At 73.0% G+C, this 17,181-nt stretch carries 14 protein-coding genes; 7 read left to right on the forward strand and 7 right to left on the reverse strand.

What is annotated here, in order from left to right; all coding sequences use genetic code 11:
• Nucleotides 1-19 precede the first annotated feature (19 nt).
• Nucleotides 20-2,017, forward strand: a complete 1,998-nt coding sequence (locus ACFZB3_RS00175) for a BTAD domain-containing putative transcriptional regulator (protein WP_391369651.1) — start codon at nt 20-22, stop codon at nt 2,015-2,017.
• 78 nt (nt 2,018-2,095) lie between these two features.
• On the opposite strand, the gene ACFZB3_RS00180 is transcribed toward ACFZB3_RS00175, so the two are convergent.
• The 4 genes from ACFZB3_RS00180 to ACFZB3_RS00195 are packed head-to-tail and all read right to left on the reverse strand — an operon-like array spanning nt 2,096 to nt 5,145.
• Nucleotides 2,096-2,962: a TIM barrel protein gene (locus ACFZB3_RS00180; RefSeq protein ID WP_391367247.1), complete on the reverse strand. Its 867-nt coding sequence runs from the start codon at nt 2,960-2,962 to the stop codon at nt 2,096-2,098.
• Nucleotides 2,959-3,975, reverse strand: a complete 1,017-nt coding sequence (locus ACFZB3_RS00185) for a Gfo/Idh/MocA family oxidoreductase (RefSeq protein WP_391367250.1) — start codon at nt 3,973-3,975, stop codon at nt 2,959-2,961. Before ACFZB3_RS00185 ends, ACFZB3_RS00180 begins: the two co-directional genes overlap by 4 nt.
• A 55-nt stretch (nt 3,976-4,030) precedes the next feature.
• On the reverse strand, nt 4,031-4,183 hold the full coding sequence (locus ACFZB3_RS00190; protein WP_391367252.1) for a hypothetical protein: 153 nt from the start codon (nt 4,181-4,183) through the stop codon (nt 4,031-4,033).
• Between the two features lie 11 nt (nt 4,184-4,194).
• On the reverse strand, nt 4,195-5,145 hold the full coding sequence (locus ACFZB3_RS00195; RefSeq protein ID WP_391367255.1) for a TIM barrel protein: 951 nt from the start codon (nt 5,143-5,145) through the stop codon (nt 4,195-4,197).
• Nucleotides 5,146-5,379: 234 nt separating this feature from the next.
• Between ACFZB3_RS00195 and ACFZB3_RS00200 the strand changes: the two genes are divergently transcribed.
• Nucleotides 5,380-6,393 carry a substrate-binding domain-containing protein gene (locus tag ACFZB3_RS00200; RefSeq protein WP_391367258.1) on the forward strand — a complete coding sequence of 338 codons (1,014 nt, stop codon included), beginning with the start codon at nt 5,380-5,382 and terminating at the stop codon, nt 6,391-6,393.
• A gap of 14 nt (nt 6,394-6,407) precedes the next feature.
• Here the strand turns inward: ACFZB3_RS00200 and ACFZB3_RS00205 are convergent, their stop codons facing one another.
• Entirely contained in the window at nt 6,408-7,412 is a 1,005-nt protein-coding gene (locus ACFZB3_RS00205; protein WP_391367261.1) for a substrate-binding domain-containing protein, read from the reverse strand.
• A gap of 738 nt (nt 7,413-8,150) precedes the next feature.
• On the opposite strand from ACFZB3_RS00205, the gene ACFZB3_RS00210 reads away from it, so the two are divergent.
• Nucleotides 8,151-9,251 (forward strand): helix-turn-helix domain-containing protein, encoded by a 1,101-nt coding sequence (locus tag ACFZB3_RS00210; protein ID WP_391367264.1) that lies wholly within the window; start codon nt 8,151-8,153, stop codon nt 9,249-9,251.
• Nucleotides 9,244-10,236 (forward strand): helix-turn-helix domain-containing protein, encoded by a 993-nt coding sequence (locus ACFZB3_RS00215; protein WP_391367266.1) that lies wholly within the window; start codon nt 9,244-9,246, stop codon nt 10,234-10,236. The genes ACFZB3_RS00210 and ACFZB3_RS00215 overlap by 8 nt, the downstream gene beginning before the upstream one ends.
• A gap of 19 nt (nt 10,237-10,255) precedes the next feature.
• On the opposite strand, the gene ACFZB3_RS00220 is transcribed toward ACFZB3_RS00215, so the two are convergent.
• A complete protein-coding gene (locus ACFZB3_RS00220; RefSeq protein ID WP_391367268.1) occupies nt 10,256-12,226 on the reverse strand; it encodes a hypothetical protein in 1,971 nt (656 codons plus the stop codon).
• Between the two features lie 292 nt (nt 12,227-12,518).
• On the opposite strand from ACFZB3_RS00220, the gene ACFZB3_RS00225 reads away from it, so the two are divergent.
• Together ACFZB3_RS00225 and ACFZB3_RS00230 are read left to right on the forward strand one after the other, a co-directional pair.
• A complete protein-coding gene (locus ACFZB3_RS00225; protein WP_391367270.1) occupies nt 12,519-13,517 on the forward strand; it encodes a substrate-binding domain-containing protein in 999 nt (332 codons plus the stop codon).
• A gap of 275 nt (nt 13,518-13,792) precedes the next feature.
• The gene (locus ACFZB3_RS00230; RefSeq protein ID WP_391369653.1) at nt 13,793-15,325 is read left to right on the forward strand and encodes a DUF2867 domain-containing protein; all 1,533 of its coding nucleotides are present in this window, start codon (nt 13,793-13,795) and stop codon (nt 15,323-15,325) included.
• Here ACFZB3_RS00230 and ACFZB3_RS00235 read toward each other — a convergent pair.
• The gene (locus ACFZB3_RS00235) at nt 15,301-15,909 is read right to left on the reverse strand and encodes a flavin reductase (protein WP_391367272.1); all 609 of its coding nucleotides are present in this window, start codon (nt 15,907-15,909) and stop codon (nt 15,301-15,303) included. The genes ACFZB3_RS00230 and ACFZB3_RS00235 overlap by 25 nt on opposite strands.
• Before the next feature lie 518 nt (nt 15,910-16,427).
• On the opposite strand from ACFZB3_RS00235, the gene ACFZB3_RS00240 reads away from it, so the two are divergent.
• Nucleotides 16,428-16,991 (forward strand): dihydrofolate reductase family protein, encoded by a 564-nt coding sequence (locus ACFZB3_RS00240; protein WP_391367275.1) that lies wholly within the window; start codon nt 16,428-16,430, stop codon nt 16,989-16,991.
• Nucleotides 16,992-17,181: the final 190 nt, after the last annotated feature.

A 17,181-nucleotide genomic window follows, 5' to 3' on the forward strand; every position in this document is an offset into this window, starting at 1 on the left:
GTACGGTGGGCGGGTGAGGATCGACCAGGTCGCCTTCGGGGTGCTCGGACCCGTGACGGCCGAGCGCGCCGGCCTCCCGCTCGCCCTGAAGGGCCCCCGGCACCGCGCCGTCGTGGCCCGGCTGCTCGTCGCCCGCAGACGTGTGGTGCCCGTCGCCCGGCTGGTCGCCGACCTCTGGGCGGAGCCGCCGCCCGCCGCCGTCGGCGCGATCCGCACCTTCGTGGGCGACCTGCGGCGGGTCCTGGAACCCGGGCGGCCGCCCCGCACCCCGGCGCGGCTGCTGGTCACCGACGGCCCCGGCTACGCCCTGCGCGCGGAAGCGGTCGACGCCTGGCGGTTCGAGACGGCCGTCGGCACCGCCGCGCACGAGGAGCCCGGGCGGGCCGCGCGGCTGCTGGGGGAGGCGCTGGAGCTGTGGCGGGGGCCCGCCTACGCCGAGTTCGCGGACGAGGAGTGGTGCCGGGGCGAGCGGGCCCGGCTCGCCGAACTGCGGCTGCGGGCCGTGGAGCAGCGGGCCGAGGCGCTGCTGGCGGCGGGCCGGGCGGCCGAGGCGGTGCCCGACCTGGACGCCCACCTCACCGGGCACCCGTGGCGCGAGGAGGCCTGGCGGCTGCTGGCACTCGCCCTCTACCGGACCGGCCGCCAGGGCGACGCCCTCGCGGTGCTGCGCCGGGCCCGCGCGACCCTCGCCGGACAGCTGGGCGTCGACCCGGGCCGGGCGCTGCGCCGGCTGGAGGCCGACGTGCTCGCGCAGTCCCCGGCCCTGGACGTGGAACGCGGGACGGCCGCGGCCCGGGTCTGGTCGCGGGCGGCCGAGGCGTACGACCGCACCGTCGCCGCCGGTTCCCGGGCCCGCCTCGAATCGACCGTCGGACTGCTGCGCACGCTCGCGGTGACCGGCTCCGGCGGACCGGCCGCCGCCGGCGAGCACCGGCTCGCGGCGATCACCGCGGCCGAGGAGTCCGGCGACCCGGAACTCACCGCCCGGGTCATCGGCGCCTACGACGTCCCCGCGATCTGGCCCCGGTCCGACGACGAGACGGCCGCCCGCCGCATCGTCCGGGCCGCCGAACGGGCCCTGGCCCGCCTCCCGGCCACCCCGGCCCAGGACGCCGCCCGCTGCCGGCTGCTCGCCACCGTCGCCCTGGAGTCACGCGGCACCCGGTCCGAGCGTGCCGCGCAGGCCGCCGCCGAGGCCGAGCACCTCGCCCGCCGCCTGGACGACCCGGCGCTGCTCGCCTTCGCCCTCAACGGCGTCTTCATGCAGTCCTGCACCGGGACCGGGCTCGCCCCGGACCGCGACGCCGTCGGCACCGAACTGGTCGCCCTCGCTGCCCGGCACGGCCTGGTCACCTACGAGGTGCTCGGCCACCTGATCCGGATCCAGGCGCGCGCCGCGCTCGCGGACTTCACGGCGGCCGACGAACACGCGGCGACCGTTGATCGACTGGCGGACCGTCATGAGCTGCCGCTGGTCGAGGTGTTCACGTCGGGATACCGGGCGCTGCGGCTGGCGGCGACGGGCGAGACCGGACACCGCGGGGGAGGAGCCGGTCCCGTCGAGGCCGCCTACCGCGAGGTCGGCCGACTCCTCGACGGGGCCGGCATGCCCGGGGTGCGCGACGGGCTGCTTCCCCTCGCACTGCTCTGCCTCCGCCTGGCAGCGCGGCCGCACGGCATCCGGGACGCCGTCGACCCGGTCGCCGACTGGGGCCCCTACCTCCCCTGGGTCCGTCCCGCGCTCGCCCTCGCCGCCGACGACGAAAGGGCAGCCCGCGAAGCACTCCGCGAACTGCCCGAGCCCCCTGCCGACCTCGTACAGGAGGCGCTGTGGTGTGTCGTGGCGGCCGCCGCCCTGGACCTCGACGACCGCCCGACGCTCCGCCGCTGCCGGCAAGCACTGCGCCCGGCCACCGGCCAACTCGCCGGCGCGGGCAGCGGTTTGCTGATGGCAGGCCCGATCGATACCTGGCTGACGGCGCTTGGAGACGCCCTCGGCCGACCAGCGCCCCGATAGGGGCGCGGGGAACTGCGCGACCAGCCACGACGGGCCCGCAGACGATCGACGGCCGATCGCGGTCCTCCCGCCGCAGCGCTACGCCGCCAGCTCCTTCCTGATGCGGTCCAGCATGAACGCCGAGGACTCACGCGCCCGTTCCTCCCAGGCGAAGACGCACGCGGTGGCGACCCCGTCGAAGTCCAGCTCGCGCAGGGTGCCGAAGAACGCGTCCCAGTCGACCTCGCCCTGGCCGATGTCCAGGTGCTGGTGGATCCGGGCCGTGGTGCCGGGCGGGTTGAGGATGTAGCGCAGCCCGCTGGAGCCCTTGTGGTTGAAGGAGTCCGCGATGTGCACGTGCCGGAGCTTGTCGCCGGCGTGGCGCAGCATCGCCGCGACGTCGGCCGTGGGGTCGGCCCCGGAGAGGTGGAAGGAGTGCGGGGCGCAGTAGAGGTAGTTCACCCACGGCTTGTCGATCGCGCGGACCAGGTCCACCGCGGGGGTGTTCTCCTCGCAGAAGTCGTCCGGGTGCGCCTCCAGGTTGAGGGCGATGCCCTCGCGCTCGAAGAGCGGGAGGAGTTCCTCCAGCGAGCGCCAGAACGCGGCCTCGCTCTCCGCGGCGCGCTCTGGGCGGCCGTTGAACTCGCTGTTCATCAGCGGGCATTCGAGGTCGGCCGTGATCTCGATCATCCGCTTCCAGTAGCGGACGGCCGCCTGCCGCTCGGCCTCGTCCGGCGACGACCACTTGTACAGCGGCAGCACCGAGGAGAGCTGCACGCCGTGCGTGCGCAGCGAGTTCTTCAGCTCCGCGATCCGCCCCTCGTCCGCGCGCGGATGCAGGAAGAACGGCATGAAGTCGTCGCGCGGCGACAACTCAATGTATTCGTAGCCGAGTTCGGCCACCGTGCGCACCATGTCGTCGATCGGCAGGGCACGGAACATGTACGGGTCGAGGGCGATCTTCATGCGGTGCCTCCGTAGAAGGCCGGGCGGGGCTTGAGGTCGGTGGCGACGACGGTGCCCGACTCCAGGGCCTCGACGGTCGCGGCGGTGATGACGGTGGCGGCGTAGCCGTCCCAGGCGGAGGGACCGGTGGGCTCCCCGCCCGCCGCCAGGTCGGCGATCCACTCGCGGAACTCGGTGTCGAAGGCGTCCCGGAAGCGGCCCACCCAGTCGGTGAGCACGGCGGTGCTGTGCCGACCGGCGGTACGGACGCCGACCGCGGCCGGGTCGGGCAGCCGGACCAGGCCCTCCTCGCCCACCGCCTCGCACTGGATGTCGTAGCCGTAGCGGCAGTTGACGAAGACCTCCAGGTCGACGCGGACGCCCTTGGCGGTCTCGAAGAGCATGATCTGCGGGTCCTTCAGGTGCTCGGACCGCTTGCTCGTGGAGCGCGGCAGGACCACCTGGGCGGAGACGATCTCGTCGTCGAGGAGCCAGCGCAGCACGTCGACCTCGTGCACGGCCGTGTCCAGCGCGGCCATCGCGGAGGTGTACGACGCGGGGACGGTCGGGTTGCGGTGGGCGCAGTGCACGATCAGCGGTGCGCCGATGCGGCCGGAGTCGATGACCTCCTTCAGCTGCCGGTACCCGGCGTCGTAGCGGCGCATGAAGCCGACCTGCACCAGCCGCCGCCCGTGCGCCTGCTCCGCTTCGACGATCCGCAGGCAGTCCTCGGCGGTGGTGGCGAGGGGCTTCTCGCAGAAGACGGGCTTCCCGGCGGCGATCGCGGTGAGCACGTGCTCGGCGTGGGTGGGGCCCCAGGAGGTGACGAGTACGGCGTCCACGTCGTCGGCCGCGACGACGGCCGCCCCGTCGGGCAGCACCCGGGCGCCGACCGGCTCCGCGGCCTGGGCGGCGCGGGCCGGGGCGATGTCGGTGACCGCGGTGACGCGGGCCCCGGTGACGGTGCGGGTGAGGCGCTGGATGTGCTCGTTGCCGATCCAGCCGGCGCCGATGACTCCTACACGTACGGTCATGGTCGTCCCTTCAGGGGGTCAGGCAGGGGGGTCAGGCAAGGGGGCAGGCAGGGGGTCAGGAGAAGCGCGTCCGGAGTTCGGCTTCGCCGAAGGTGGCGATGACCGTGATGAGCCGGAGCCGCCGGGCGGCCGCCGCGGAGGGCCGGTCGGCGCCGGGGGCGGCGGCCTCGGAGGCGGTGGCCTGGGCCGCGTCGTCCCTGACGTCCATGGGCTGCCTCCTCACCGGCCGGGGGCGGGGCGCCGGGTGCCGGAGAGCCCGTGGCCGTTCAGGTACGCGCGCGTGCTGGTGGCGATGGGCAGCGGCACCTCGGGGGCGCACGGGTACAGGTCCTGCTCGACGATCACGAACAACTCGGCGTCGAGCCCGGCCAGTTCGGCGATCACGTCGGCGGGGTTCGGCACCCCGGCCGGCGGCGAGACGCACACGCCCCGCTTCACGGCCTCGCCGAAGCCGAGGTCCTCGGCCGCGACCTGGGCGAGGATCTCCGGGTCCATCTGCTTGATGTGGACGTAGCCGACGCGCTCGCCGAAGCGGCGAATGAGGTCGACGTTGTCGCCGCCGCCGTAGGCCACGTGCCCGGTGTCCAGGCACAGGTTCGTGTACCGGCCGTCGGACTCGTTCAGCAGCCGCTCGATCTCCGGCTGGGTCTGGATGTGGCTGTCGGCGTGCGGGTGGATCACCAGCCGTACGTCGTACTCGTCTAGGAGCAGCCGGCCCAGCCGGTCGGCGGCCTTGCCGAAGCCCGCCCACTGCTCGGCGGTCAGCTCGGGCGGCTCGGTGAACGCGCCGGTCCTCTCGTCCCGGTACATGGGCGGGATGAGGACCAGGTGGTGGGCGCCCGCGGCCCGGGTCAGCGTGGCGACCTGCTGGACGTGGGCGAGCATCTCGTCCCAGGCCTCGGGGCGGTGCAGCGCGCCGAACGCGGTGCCGCCGGAGACCTTGAGCCCGCGGGCGTCGAGTTCGTCCTTGAGCCGCTGCGGGTCGGTGGGGAGGTAGCCGTAGGGGCCGAGCTCGAACCATGCGTAGCCGGCCTGCTTCAGCTCGTCGAGGAAGCGGGTGTACGGCACCTGGTGCTCGTCCTCGGGGAACCAGATGCCCCAGGAGTCGGGGGCCGAGCCGAGGCACAGGTTGCCGGCGGTGGTGCGGAGGGCGGATGGCGCCGTTGCCATGGCGTGTCCTTCGAGGGGAGGGGGTCCTTCGGGGAGGGGTGCTCTGTCGCGTGAGGCGGACCTTTGTCGCGCTCTACTAGCGCGCTCTAGTGCGAGTACGATGTCCCCTGTCCGAATGTCATGTCAATACCTTGTTGCCGAGGGATTTCCGGGGGCTTCCGGGGCAGGGCCTAGGGTGGGCTCCGTCGAAGGGTGGGTGCACTGGTGGATGCAGCGGGCAGGCGGCGGCCGACGATGGCCGACGTCGCCGACAGGGCGGGTGTCTCCCGGGCGCTGGTGTCGATCGTGTTCCGCAACCAGCCCGGCGCGAGCCAGGAGACGCGCGAGCGGGTGCTGCGGGTCGCCGACGAGATCGGCTACCGCCCCGACAGCGCGGCCCGGCTGCTGGCCCGGGGCCGCAGCCGCACCCTCGGCGTGATGTTCACCGTCCACCAGACCTTCCACACCGACCTCATCGAGGGCATCTACCCGGAGGCCGAGCGGCTCGGCTACGACGTGCTGCTCTCCGCCGCCGCCGAGGGCCGCAGCGAGGAGAAGGCGGTGGAGGCGCTGCTCGCCCACCGCAGCGAGGCGCTGATCCTGCTCGGCCCGGACGCGGACCCCGCCTACCTGGACGACCTCGGCCGGCGTGTCGTGACCGTGTCGGTCAGCAGCCGGGTGCCGCGGGCCCGGGTGGACTTCGTGCACAGTGCGGAGAGCAAGGGTGTCCGGCAGGCCATGGACTACCTGGTCGAGCTCGGCCACCGCAGGATCGTGCACATCGACGGCGGCCGGGGTCCCGGCTCGGCCGAGCGGCGGCGCTCCTACCGGGCCGCGATGCGCCGGCACGGACTGGAGCCGGAGACCCGGGTGATCCCCGGTGCGCACACCGAGCAGTCCGGCATCGAGACCGGACGGCTGCTGCTCGCCGAACGCGACCGCGGCCTGCCGCTGCCGACCGCGGTGCTGGCGGGCAACGACCGGTGCGCGATGGGCGTGCTGATGGCGATGACCCGGGGCGGTGTCGAGGTCCCGGGCGACGTCTCCGTGGTCGGTTTCGACGACAGCCATCTCTCCCACCTCATGCCGGTCGGCCTCACCACGGTCCGCCAGGACGCGCGGCTGATGGCCGAGTACGCGGTGCGGTTCGCCGTGGAGCGGCTGGAGGAGCCCGAACTGGAGCCCCGGGAAGCGGTGCTGGACCCGAAGCTGGTGGTACGCGGCACGAGCGGGCCGCCCCCCGCAGGAGACGGCCCGACCGCCGGCTGATCGCTGACTGGACGTCAGCGGGTGCCGTTGGCCGCGAACTTGGCGACGGAGTCGGCGTTCTCCTTGGTGACGAACGCGGGCCCGGTCAGGACGGGCGCCGTGCCGCCGCCGCTGTAGTTGCCGTTGTTCTTGTAGAGCCACAGGGAGTCGACGGCGAGATAGCCCTGCAGGTACGGCTGCTGGTCGACCGCGAACTCCACGGAGCCGTCCTGGACGGCGGACACCAGGTCTGTGTTCAGGTCGAAGGTGGCCACCTTCGCCTTGCTGCCGGCGTCCTTGACGGACTGGATGGCGGTCAGGGCGATCGGGGCGCCGAGGGTGACGACCTGGTCGATCGAGGGGTCCTGCTGGAGCTTGGCCGTGACGGTGGACTTGACCGAGGGCATGTCGGCGCCGTTGACGTAGATCTTGTCGGTCTTGCCCTTGAAGCCCTTGGCCAGTCCCGCGCAGCGGGCTTCGAGGGCGACCTGGCCCTGGGCCTGCACGACACACAGGGCGTGCTTCGCGCCCAGCTGGTCGAGGCGCTGCCCGAAGGCCTCACCCGCGATGTTCTCGTCCTGGCCGAAGTACTCAAGCATGCCGAGCTTCTTCCAGGCGTCCAGACCGGAGTTGAAGCCGACGACCGGGATGTCCGCGGCCCTGGCCTTGGCCACCACCGCCTTCAGGGCGTCCGGCGTGGCCGCGGTGAGGGCGATGCCGTCGACCTTCTGGTCGATCGCGTTCTGCACCAGGTTGGCCTGGTTGGCCGCGCTGGGGTCGGCGGAGTAGACCAGCTTGATGTTGTCCTTGGCGGCGGCCGCGGCCGCGCCCTTGCGGATCAGGTCCCAGAAGGTGTCGCCGGGCTGGGCGTGAGTGATCATGGCCACCGTCATCCGGGGCGTGGACGCCTTGCCGGCGGCCGCGACCGCGCCGCCGTCCTGCGACTTCTTGCCGCCGGAGCTGCTGGAGCAGCCTGTGGCGAGCAGGACGCCTGCCAGGACGGTGGCGGCCATGGCGGCGGCTCGGTGGTTTCTGTGCATGTCCCTTGCACCTCGCTGTGCGGTCTGGATCGGCTCTGCGGAGCGGAACGAGCGGTGAGTGACGGGGAAGGAATCCCGGGGGAGCGAGCGGTGGGGTGCGGCATCGGTGGCCGGCCGGATGCCTCGCACGGGGTGGGGACGGAGCTCCTTGCCGACGGCCAGGGGTGCGACCGCCGACGGCTTGTACCTGTGCTAGAGCGCTTTATTAGCGCGCTCTAGTGACACGTACTATGGGGGCGCCCTCAGGGGATGTCAATCACTTTGTCATGACGTTCCAACAAAGGGAGCGGGGCCGCCGCGGAGCAGGCCCGGGGTGGGGCAGCTCGCGCGGGGACACCCCCGTCGCCCCCGCGCGAGCTGGTTCGCGGAGCGCCGCGGTCAGAATCCGCAGGCGCCGTCGGAGCCGGTCCGCAGGCCGGCGCGACAGACACTCGCCGTCGCCGGCTCCACCCGGAGTGTCGGTCGCATGTCTCGCTCCTCGGTGGCTGCCGCCGCGGTGGCTGTCGTGGGGAGCCCCGGAACCGGTTGCGGTCGGTGCCCGGTCCATGGTGACCGAGCCGCCGCCCAACCGGCCATGGCTCGGGGTCAGTTGGGACAACAGGGGACGATCCCGCCGCTGAGCTGCCGGGATGTCGCGCGGGACGACGGTACGGCGGGATGTGTGGATATCGTGAAGGCGGGACGGGGGCTGGACGGGGGCTGGACGGGTGCGCCACGGCGTACGCGAAGGGTTGGGGCATGCCGCGATGGAAGGCGCTGCCCGAGTCGACGGATCCCCGGATCCGCCGGCTTGTGGTCGAGCTGCGCCGGTTGAAGGACCACAGCGGGCTGAGCATGGCCGCGCTGGCGTCCAGGACGGGGTTGAGCAAGTCGTCCTGGGAGCGCTACCTGAACGGCAGGGTGACGCCGCCCCGGCACGCGGTCGAGATCATGGCCGACGTGTGCGGCGGCGACCGGATCGGCCTGGCGGCGCTGTGGGAGGTGGCCACCTCGGGCACCGCGCCGGGTCTCACCGCACCGGCAGCGGCACCGGGTGCGTCACCGGCACCGGGTGTGTCACCGGCACCGGCAGTGTTACCGGCCCCGACGGTGTTACCGGTCCCGGCTTCGGCACCGGCTTCGGCTTCGCGGGAGCCGGAACAGCCGGAGATCCTCGAAGCGGTGCCCGAGGAGCCCCGCGAGTCACCGGTGCAGGACGGGCGCACGGAGCCCGGCGGACCGGCAGACGGCCGACCGGACGTCGAACGACCGGACACCGGCCGAGCGGATACGGGCCGAGCGGACTCAGGCCGACCGGACACCGGCCAACTGGATATCGGCGGCTCGGATATCGGCGGATCCGACTCCGGCCGACCGGACACCGGTCCACGGGAAGCGTCCCGGACTCCGCGTCGGCGGCGGCCGGCCGCGACGGTGGCCGGGGTCGCCGTGGTGGCGGCGGCCCTCGCGGTGGTGGCGGCGGTGGCCGTGGCGATCACCTGGCCCGGGTCCCCGTCGGCGGAGCCGGAGCCCCGCGCGGCCACCGCGACGACGAAGGTGCCGACCTCCACCTACTCCGCCGAGACGTTCCCGTGCTACTTCACCCTGCACGACGGCCTGCTGTACGCGGGGCACAGCACGACCGTCACCGACGAGTACCACGTCGGCATCACCGTCGAGGCGGTGGCGGAGGTGCAGTGCCTGGTCAGACGGCACGGCTTCGACCCGAAGGGCATCGACGGCTCGTTCGGGCCCCACACCAGGGCCGCGGTCCAGGGGTTCCAGCGGTCCCGCGGACTCACCGCCGACGGCATCGTGGGCCCCATGACCTGGCGCGAGCTCAGGAAGCCGGGTGACTGAGGGCGCCGGGCCGGCGCCGGGCCGTTCGGCGCGGGCGGACACCGCACCCGAGGTCCGCCACCTCGTGGAACGGCTGCGGGAGGCCCGGGAGGGGACCGGGCTGAGCTTTGCCGCGCTGGCGGCCAGGACCGCGTACAGCAAGTCGTCCTGGGAGCGGTACCTCAACGGCAAGACGCTCCCGCCCCGGGACGCGGTGGAGACGCTCGCGAAGCTGAGCGGTGCGGATCCGGTGCGGCTGCTGGCGCTGTGGCAGCTCGCCGACCGGGCATGGAGCGGCCGCGACGCCCACGCCACCGGGGCGGGCACGACCGGCGGCCCGGCGGAAGCGGCGCCGGGGCCGCAGTCCGCCCCCGGGGCCGCCGCCGTCGCGGACCGGCCCCCTGGCCGGCCCGCCGAGCCCACCGTCCCTGCCCGGAGCGCCTCCGTCCCGGGCGGACCCGGCTCGGGCGCGCCCGCGCCGAGCGCCCCCGTCCCGCGTACCCCGGACGACCGGAGCGGGCCGGAACCCCGGGGCCGGAAGCCGCGCCGCGGCACCGTCCTCCTCGTGGCGGCCGGGACCGCGCTGGTCACCGCCCTCGGCGTGGGCGCCGTGGCGTGGGCGTACGGCGGCTGGCACCGGGAACCGGCGCCCGTACCCACCAGCGGTACCTGCCGGGGGCAGGCCTGCACGGACCGCGACGCGGAGCAGCAGGACACGGACTGCTGGACGGACGCGGGCACCCGGGCGCGACGGGAGTTCGCCGGGCGGACCGTGGAACTCCGCTTCAGCCCGGCGTGCCGGGCGGCCTGGGGCCGGATCACGGCGCCGGGCACCGGGGACAGGGTGTGGGTCGACACCACCGACGGGCGGCACCAGTCACGGCTGGTGCTGGTGCCCGGCCGGTATCTCTACACCCTGATGATCGGCGTCGGGCGCCCGTCCGAGGCGCGGGCCTGCGTCGAGCTGCCCGACGGCGCTTCGGCCTGTACCGGCTGGGGGCACTGACGCACCCTCGGCCGCCCGTTCAGCCGGACACCTGCACCACGGCGGTCGCGCCCGCCCGTACCGTCGGCGTCGCGTACGTGTACGTCACGCCGTTCACCGTCCTGGTGCGCGCCCGCTGCGGCACGCCGTCGACGGTGATCCTCTTGTGGGCGCCGGGGAAGCGGGCCTCCCAGCGGTAGGCGCCGTGGCGGGAGTTGTTGGTGAGGGTGGTCTTCGTCGCGGCGTCGTGCCGGACGGTGATCGTGCCGGTCCCGACGGGGATGTCCGCCACCTGGAGCCACTTCATGCCGGACGGCAGCCGTGACTGCGTGGTCACCTGATGGTCCGCGGCGTTCGGGGTGATGCCCATCAGGCCCTCGACGGTCTGGCTGACCAGGGTGAACGACACCTCGGGGTAGTCGCCGTCCGGGCCCTGGCTGGAGTTGACGTGCTGGACGTCCCGCTCGCCGTAGATCTTCTTCATCCACCACCAGGCGGTGTCGGCGCGGTTGTTCCGGAAGAACATGTCGGGCAGGTACGTCGTCGACTCGATGTTGGGCGAGCCCTCGGGACCCAGCTCCTGCGCCTGGATGTAGTCGAGGTAGGCGTCGTTGCGCGGGCCGGGGTCGATGATCTGCTTCATCGGCATGAACACGCTGTTCTCCTTGCCCCAGCCGGTGACCGGGGTGCCGGAGACGGTGTACGCGCGGACCATGGCGGCTCCGCTGCCGGTTCCGCTCCACTCGTCGTTGAAGTACGCCTTCAGGTCGGCGGCCCGCCGGTCGTACGTCTTCGCCAGCGCGGTGTCGCCCTTGCCGCGGGCCAGCACGGCCATCGCCAGGTACGCCTGGTACTCCGAGGCGATGGTGTCCCCGGCCTCGGCGAGGTCGTCGCCGTCCTGCTCGTTGTAGCTGGCGGCACCGGCGAAGATGCCCTTGCCCGTGCCCTCGGCGACCTTGACCCTGCCGTTGTCCTTGGCGCTGTTGTGGAGGTCGATGAAGTCCTCGGTGGCGTGCCGGTAGAAGTCCCAGAGCGCCGGGTCGTCGACGTATCTGCGGTCGCCGGTCCAGAGGTAGGCCTGCGCCGCCTTCTCGACGAGTTCGAAGACGGCGGGGACCTCGCGCACGAAGTCGTCCGGGTTCTTGTAGTCGATGCTCAGGTACGTCCTGGCGTCGAAGTTGAGCGACCACACCGGGAAGTACTTGTGCTCGGCGGTCGCGGAGGCCGCGTACGAGCGGAGCATCGTCTCGTTCTCGGTGTCCAGGCCGAGCAGATGGGCGCCGTCGAGCTGGTGGGCCATGTCCCGCGAGTAGTACGCGCTGCGGTTGGCGTATCCGGCCCAGTAGCTGGGCCCGTACGTCGCGGTGCCGGTGCCGCTCGTGTGGTACTCGTCGGCGTTGACCGGGCCGACCGTGCCGGGCAGCTGCACCCAGCTGTTGGCCTTCCGCTTCGCCCAGTCGAACATCTCGACGACCTCGGGGTCGGACGAGGTGACCTTCGGGTCGGCCGGCGCGGCGGGCGAGATCATCAGGTCGTCGGCGTTGACCCAGCTGCTGCCCGAGCCGAAGGCGATCTCCAGCCGGTCTCCGGCCTTCAGCGCGACACGGCTGACGGTGTACCGGGCGTAGCCGGTGCGCTGCGGCAGCTCCACCGTACCGACGGTCTCGCCGTTGCGCCGGACCGTGTAGGTACCGCCGGTGCCGGCGCTCGCCGCCCATGTGGAGAAGTCGTAGCTGCCGTCGCGCGGTGCGACGAGGTCCAGCCGCGCGGTCCTGCCGGTACCGGCGTCCAGGTAGAGGAAACGGCTCCCGCTGTGCACGTTGCCGGTACCGACCCCGGTGCCCGGGTCGAAGGTCCAGCCCGTGCCGCCGTTCTCGAATCCCGGGTCGGGCAGGGCGAGTTGGGGACGGGAGTCGGTGCTCGTGCGCGGTGCCGTCGCGGCGGAGGTCGCGGGGGCGATCGGCGTGAGCAGAGCAACGGCGGTGAGCAGCATGAGCCTTGAGGGCTTCATCGGGTCTCCGGTCTTCAGCTACGGCGGGCGGGCGGCCGAGTCGTGGCCGAAAGCTAACAGGGCCGGAAGAAGCCGTTCAATGGTCATGCACAGCGAAGTTGCAAGTGGCTTGATGATGCCGCACATCTCGCTGCCTGATTCGGGCGAAAGTTTTCATCTTGATCCTGCAAGTGAATCGGGGCCGGGCAGCGTGACCCGCGCAGGGCCGCGTATCATCGACGCCTGCGAACGGTCGCGCGACGGCCGCGCGAGGGCCGCACGACGGGGCACGACGGGGGCAGGAGGGAGCCGTATGAAGGTCGGTATCACCGAGGTCGCGGGCCGGGCGCAGGTGAGTGAGGCGACGGTGAGCCGTGTGATCAACCGGCGTCAGGGGGTCTCGCGCAAGACGCGTGAGGCGGTCGAGCAGGCGATGGCCGACCTGGGGTACGAGCGGCAGACCCAGGGGCAGCTGGTCGCGGTCGTCACGGAGCTGGTCTCCAACCCGTTCTTCGCCGACGTGTGCGAGCGGATCGAGTCGGTGCTGGCGCCGCACGGCCTGAAGACGATCCTGTGCCCGTGCTTCGCGGGCGGGGTGCAGGAGGTGGACTACCTGACCGCGCTGGCCGACCGGGGGGTGGCCGCGGTGGTGTTCCTGTCCGCGAGCAACACGATCGAGGGTGCGGACCCGCAGGCGTACGAGCTGCTGCGTTCGCGCCGGATCCCGTTCGTGGGGGTCAACGGGCAGTTCGAGGGGGGCTGTCAGGCGCCGGTCTTCTCCACCGACGACCTGCTGGCCGCGGAGCTCGCCGTCGACCACCTGTACCGGCTGGGGCACCGGCGGATCGGGATGGCGTCGGGTCCGGTGGGCAACCGTCCGGCCGACCGGCGGGTCAGGGGGTTCGTCGACTCGCTGGCCCGGCGCGGGATCGAGGACCCGGAACAGTGGGTGGTGCGGCAGTCCTACACCGTCGAGGGCGGCCAGTCCGCCGCGCTGTCCCTGCTGGGCCGTGGTGCCACGGCGGTGGTCGCGGCCAGCGACTACATGGCGCTGGGGGCGATCCGCGGGGCGCGCCGGCAGGGTTACGACGTGCCGGGCGACGTCTCCGTCGTCGGCTACGACGGCTCCATGATCATGGACTTCGTCGACCCGCCGCTGACCACGGTCCGCCAGCCCGCCGACCGCCTGGCCCCCGAAGTCGCCCGCAGCGTCCTCGCCCTCCTCGGCAACCGCGACGTCCCCACCGGCGAACTCCTCTTCGACCCCGAACTCGTCGTCCGCGCCAGCACCGCACCCCCGAAGGCCCGGTGAACCCCGGCGTACGCGCCGGGAGCGCGATCGCCGTCCGCACGTCGGGACAGGCGCCGTACCCGCCGGGCACGGACGTACGGACGGATGACCTGCGGACGGATGGACGGAGGGACGCGGCATGCGCCGGCTCCGCGTCACCCGGATGCCCCAGTCGCCCGGCGTACCCGGACGGGCGGGCGGCACCGTAGAGGTACCGGGGCGAGCGGCGCGAGGGCGCACGGACGACGACTGAGGCGGTTCGCGTGGCGGACGAGACGGCCGGGACGACGGCGAACGTGAACGGAACCACTGCCACGGGTCCGAGGACCTGTCTGGTGACCGGCGCCAGCGGCTACATCGGCGGGCGGCTGGTGCCGGAGCTGCTGGACGCCGGGTACCGGGTGCGCTGCCTGGCGCGCACGCCCCGGAAGCTGCGTGACCAGCCGTGGGCCGGGCGGGTGGAGGTCGTCCAGGGTGACGTCACGGACGCGGACTCGGTGGCGGCGGCGCTGGCGGGCGTCGATGTCGCCTACTACCTGGTGCACGCGCTCGGCACCGGCCGCGACTTCGAGCGCACCGACCGGCAGGCGGCGCAGGTCTTCGGCGAGCAGGCCCGCAGGGCCGGCGTCGGCCGCCTGGTCTATCTGGGCGGCCTGACCCCGGCCGACGTGCCCGAACGGGAACTCTCGCCGCACCTGCGCTCCCGCGCCGAAGTGGGCAGGATCCTCCTCGGCTCGGGCGTGCCGACGGCCGTACTGCGGGCCGCCGTCATCATCGGGTCCGGCTCGGCCAGCTTCGAGATGCTGCGCTACCTGACCGAGCGGCTGCCGGTGATGGTCACCCCGCGCTGGGTGCACACCCGCATCCAGCCGATCGCCGTACGGGACGTGCTGCGCGTCCTGGTGGGGTGCGCCGCCCTGCCGCCCGACGTCAGCCGAGTCTTCGACATCGGCGGCCCCGACGTACTCACCTACCTGGAGATGATGCAGCGGTACGCCGCCGTCGCCGGGCTGCCCCGGCGGCTCATCGTGCCCGTGCCGGTGCTCACACCCGGCCTGTCCAGCCACTGGGTCGGCCTGGTGACCCCCGTGCCGGCCTCCATCGCCCGCCCGCTGACGGAGTCGCTGCGCCACGAGGTGGTGTGCCGGGAACGGGACATCGGGCGGTACGTGCCCGGCCCGCCGGGCCACCCGATCGGTTTCGACCGCGCCGTCTCCCTCGCGCTGCAGCGCGTGCGGGACGCCCAGGTCGTCACCCGCTGGTCCTCCGCCGCCGTGCCGGGCGCCCCCAGCGACCCGCTGCCCACCGACCCGGAGTGGGCCGGCGGCAGCCTCTACACCGACGTCCGCGAACGCCACGCCGGGGTGGCTCCCGGCGCGCTGTGGGAGGTGGTCGAGGGCATCGGCGGCGAGAACGGCTGGTACTCCTTCCCACTGGCCTGGGCGGTACGCGGCTGGCTCGACCGCCTCGCCGGCGGGGTCGGCCTGCGCCGCGGACGACGTGACGCGCGGCGCCTCCGGGTCGGCGACTCGCTGGACTTCTGGCGGGTGGAGGAGATCGAACGCGGGCGGCTGCTGCGGCTGCGCGCCGAGATGCGGCTGCCCGGCCTGGCCTGGCTGGAGATGTACGTCGACGAGGAGGGGGCCGGCGGCGCGCGCTACCGGCAGCGCGCCCTGTTCCACCCGCACGGCCTGCTCGGCCAGCTCTACTGGTGGAGCGTGTCGCCCTTTCACGCGGCCGTCTTCGGCGGCATGGCCCGCAACATCGTCCGTGCCGCCGAACGCGGGCACCCGGCCGGCCCCGGTCAGTGCGGGTCGGGCTCCTCGTAGGGGATGCGGTTCAGGTGCACGACCTCGCCCAGGGCGCCCCATTCGTCGCCGCCCAGTTTGGTGAGCGGACGCAGCAGCCCGCTGTCGGGCCGGCCGTCGACGAGGTAGTCGTCGTCGACGGCGGCATGCACCACGCGCCCGAAGACCAGCGTGGAGTTGCCCATGCGCAGCGTGGTGTGCGAACGGCACTCCAGAACCGCGTGGGAGGCGGCGACCCTGGGCGGACGCACACACTTGCTGGTCTCGCGCTCGATGCCCGCGATGTCGAACTCGCTCACCGAACGGGGGAAGTCGGTGGCGGTCGCGTTGATCAGCCGAAGGAGCGGTTCGGACGAGAAGTTGACGACGAACTCGCCGGTGTCCTCGACGTTCCGCAGGGAGTCCTTCCGGCCGATCGAGGTGAACTGGACGATCGGGGGATCGGTGCTGGCGATGCTGAAGAAGGAGTGCGGGGCCAGGTTCTCGGTACGTCCGTCGGGTGTGACCGTGGAGACCCAGGCGATCGGCCGCGGAACGACGACCGATGTCAGGAACCTGTAGAAATCCGTGCTGCTCATCGTCTCGGGGGCGTATTCCAGACGCATGGTGGCCTCTCAGACAGTGCTTCCTTCGAGATGGTCCGCGGCCTCCGCCGGGCCTCCCCGTTCATGCTCCACCAGCCGCCCGGCATCCGCGCCCGGGTCACGTGACCGCCGGGCGCGGCCGCGGTCGTCCGTACGCAGAGGTCGTACTCCGGCAGGCCGGTGCGTGCCGCGACCGCCCTCGTCACGGCGGCCTCCACCGCGCGGTTCGTCAGGACGATCCGTGGACCTGGGAGAGACGGACCTGGCAGGGACGCACACCGACCGACACCGGCCGTGCCGGCCTCGCTGTCCGGCCCGGTGCCTGGAATGCGGCCGATGAGACGGTCAACCGCGGCGCGTTGCCAGGAACAGGCGAGTCCGCGGGGCTTCCCCGAACCGGCGGCCCCCGAGGCCCCCGGATGTGATCGGCCCCACCGCTGACACTCGACTACGCTCACACCAGCCGCACAACCCGTGTCCGGGATTCGGGGTCGAGGCCCGTCTGGACTTCCGCGACCGGCTGACGGAAGGCTGGCGCCATGCGGAGACTGCTCTACGGCATGAACCTGTCCCTGGACGGCTATATCGCCGCGCCCGGCGACGACCTCGGCTGGAGTGCGCCGAGCGACGAACTGTTCCAGTGGTGGCTCGACGAGGAGCGGGCGATCAGCCTGTTGCTGTACGGGCGCAAGCTGTGGGAGACCATGAGCGCCTACTGGCCGACCGGCGACCAGCAGCCGGGTGCCACCCCGGCGCACATCGAGTTCGCGCGCAACTGGCGGGACACGCCGAAGGCGGTGTTCTCCTCGACGGTCGACAAGGTCGACTGGAACGCTCGCCTGGTCACCGGCGACGCGGTCGCGGAGATCACCCGGCTCAAGGCCGGGGACGGCGGGCCGATGCGGGTCGGTGGCGCAGCGCTCGCCGGGGCGGCGATGCGGGCCGGGCTGGTCGACGAGTACACGATCGTCACCCATCCGGTCCTGGTGGGCGGCGGCACACCGTTCTTCACCGCGCTGGACAGCTGGGCGAACCTGGACCTGGTGGAGACGCGGACGTTTCCCGGCGGCGTGGTCCTGACCAGGTACGAGACGAGGCGCTGAACGCGCCCGCCGAGCGGTGGGACATCGACGACGACCGGCGACGGTTCTCGCGTGGCCGCGGCCGGCCGGCAGAGCCAGCGGAGCGCGGCCGTTGGCCCACCGCGGGCCCGGAGGCCCGGAGAAGGCCCGGAGACGCCGCCGTACTCGTTCCTGACCTGCTACTCAGCACGTCAGGGACGAGTGCGGCGGC

The organism is Streptomyces sp. NPDC008092 (assembly GCF_042957285.1).
Lineage (GTDB): Bacteria > Actinomycetota > Actinomycetes > Streptomycetales > Streptomycetaceae > Streptomyces.

Bases quoted from the DNA above. Each gene is read 5' to 3' on its own strand.
- ACFZB3_RS00180 (WP_391367247.1), bottom strand. From the start codon at position 2,962: ATGAAGATCGCCCTCGACCCGTACATGTTCCGTGCCCTGCCGATCGAC.
- ACFZB3_RS00185 (WP_391367250.1), bottom strand. From the start codon at position 3,975: ATGACCGTACGTGTAGGAGTCATCGGCGCCGGCTGGATCGGCAACGAG.
- ACFZB3_RS00190 (WP_391367252.1), bottom strand. From the start codon at position 4,183: ATGGACGTCAGGGACGACGCGGCCCAGGCCACCGCCTCCGAGGCCGCC.
- ACFZB3_RS00195 (WP_391367255.1), bottom strand. From the start codon at position 5,145: ATGGCAACGGCGCCATCCGCCCTCCGCACCACCGCCGGCAACCTGTGC.
- ACFZB3_RS00200 (WP_391367258.1), top strand. From the start codon at position 5,380: ATGGCCGACGTCGCCGACAGGGCGGGTGTCTCCCGGGCGCTGGTGTCG.
- ACFZB3_RS00205 (WP_391367261.1), bottom strand. From the start codon at position 7,412: ATGCACAGAAACCACCGAGCCGCCGCCATGGCCGCCACCGTCCTGGCA.
- ACFZB3_RS00210 (WP_391367264.1), top strand. From the start codon at position 8,151: ATGCCGCGATGGAAGGCGCTGCCCGAGTCGACGGATCCCCGGATCCGC.
- ACFZB3_RS00220 (WP_391367268.1), bottom strand. From the start codon at position 12,226: ATGAAGCCCTCAAGGCTCATGCTGCTCACCGCCGTTGCTCTGCTCACG.
- ACFZB3_RS00225 (WP_391367270.1), top strand. From the start codon at position 12,519: ATGAAGGTCGGTATCACCGAGGTCGCGGGCCGGGCGCAGGTGAGTGAG.
- ACFZB3_RS00235 (WP_391367272.1), bottom strand. From the start codon at position 15,909: ATGCGTCTGGAATACGCCCCCGAGACGATGAGCAGCACGGATTTCTAC.
- ACFZB3_RS00240 (WP_391367275.1), top strand. From the start codon at position 16,428: ATGCGGAGACTGCTCTACGGCATGAACCTGTCCCTGGACGGCTATATC.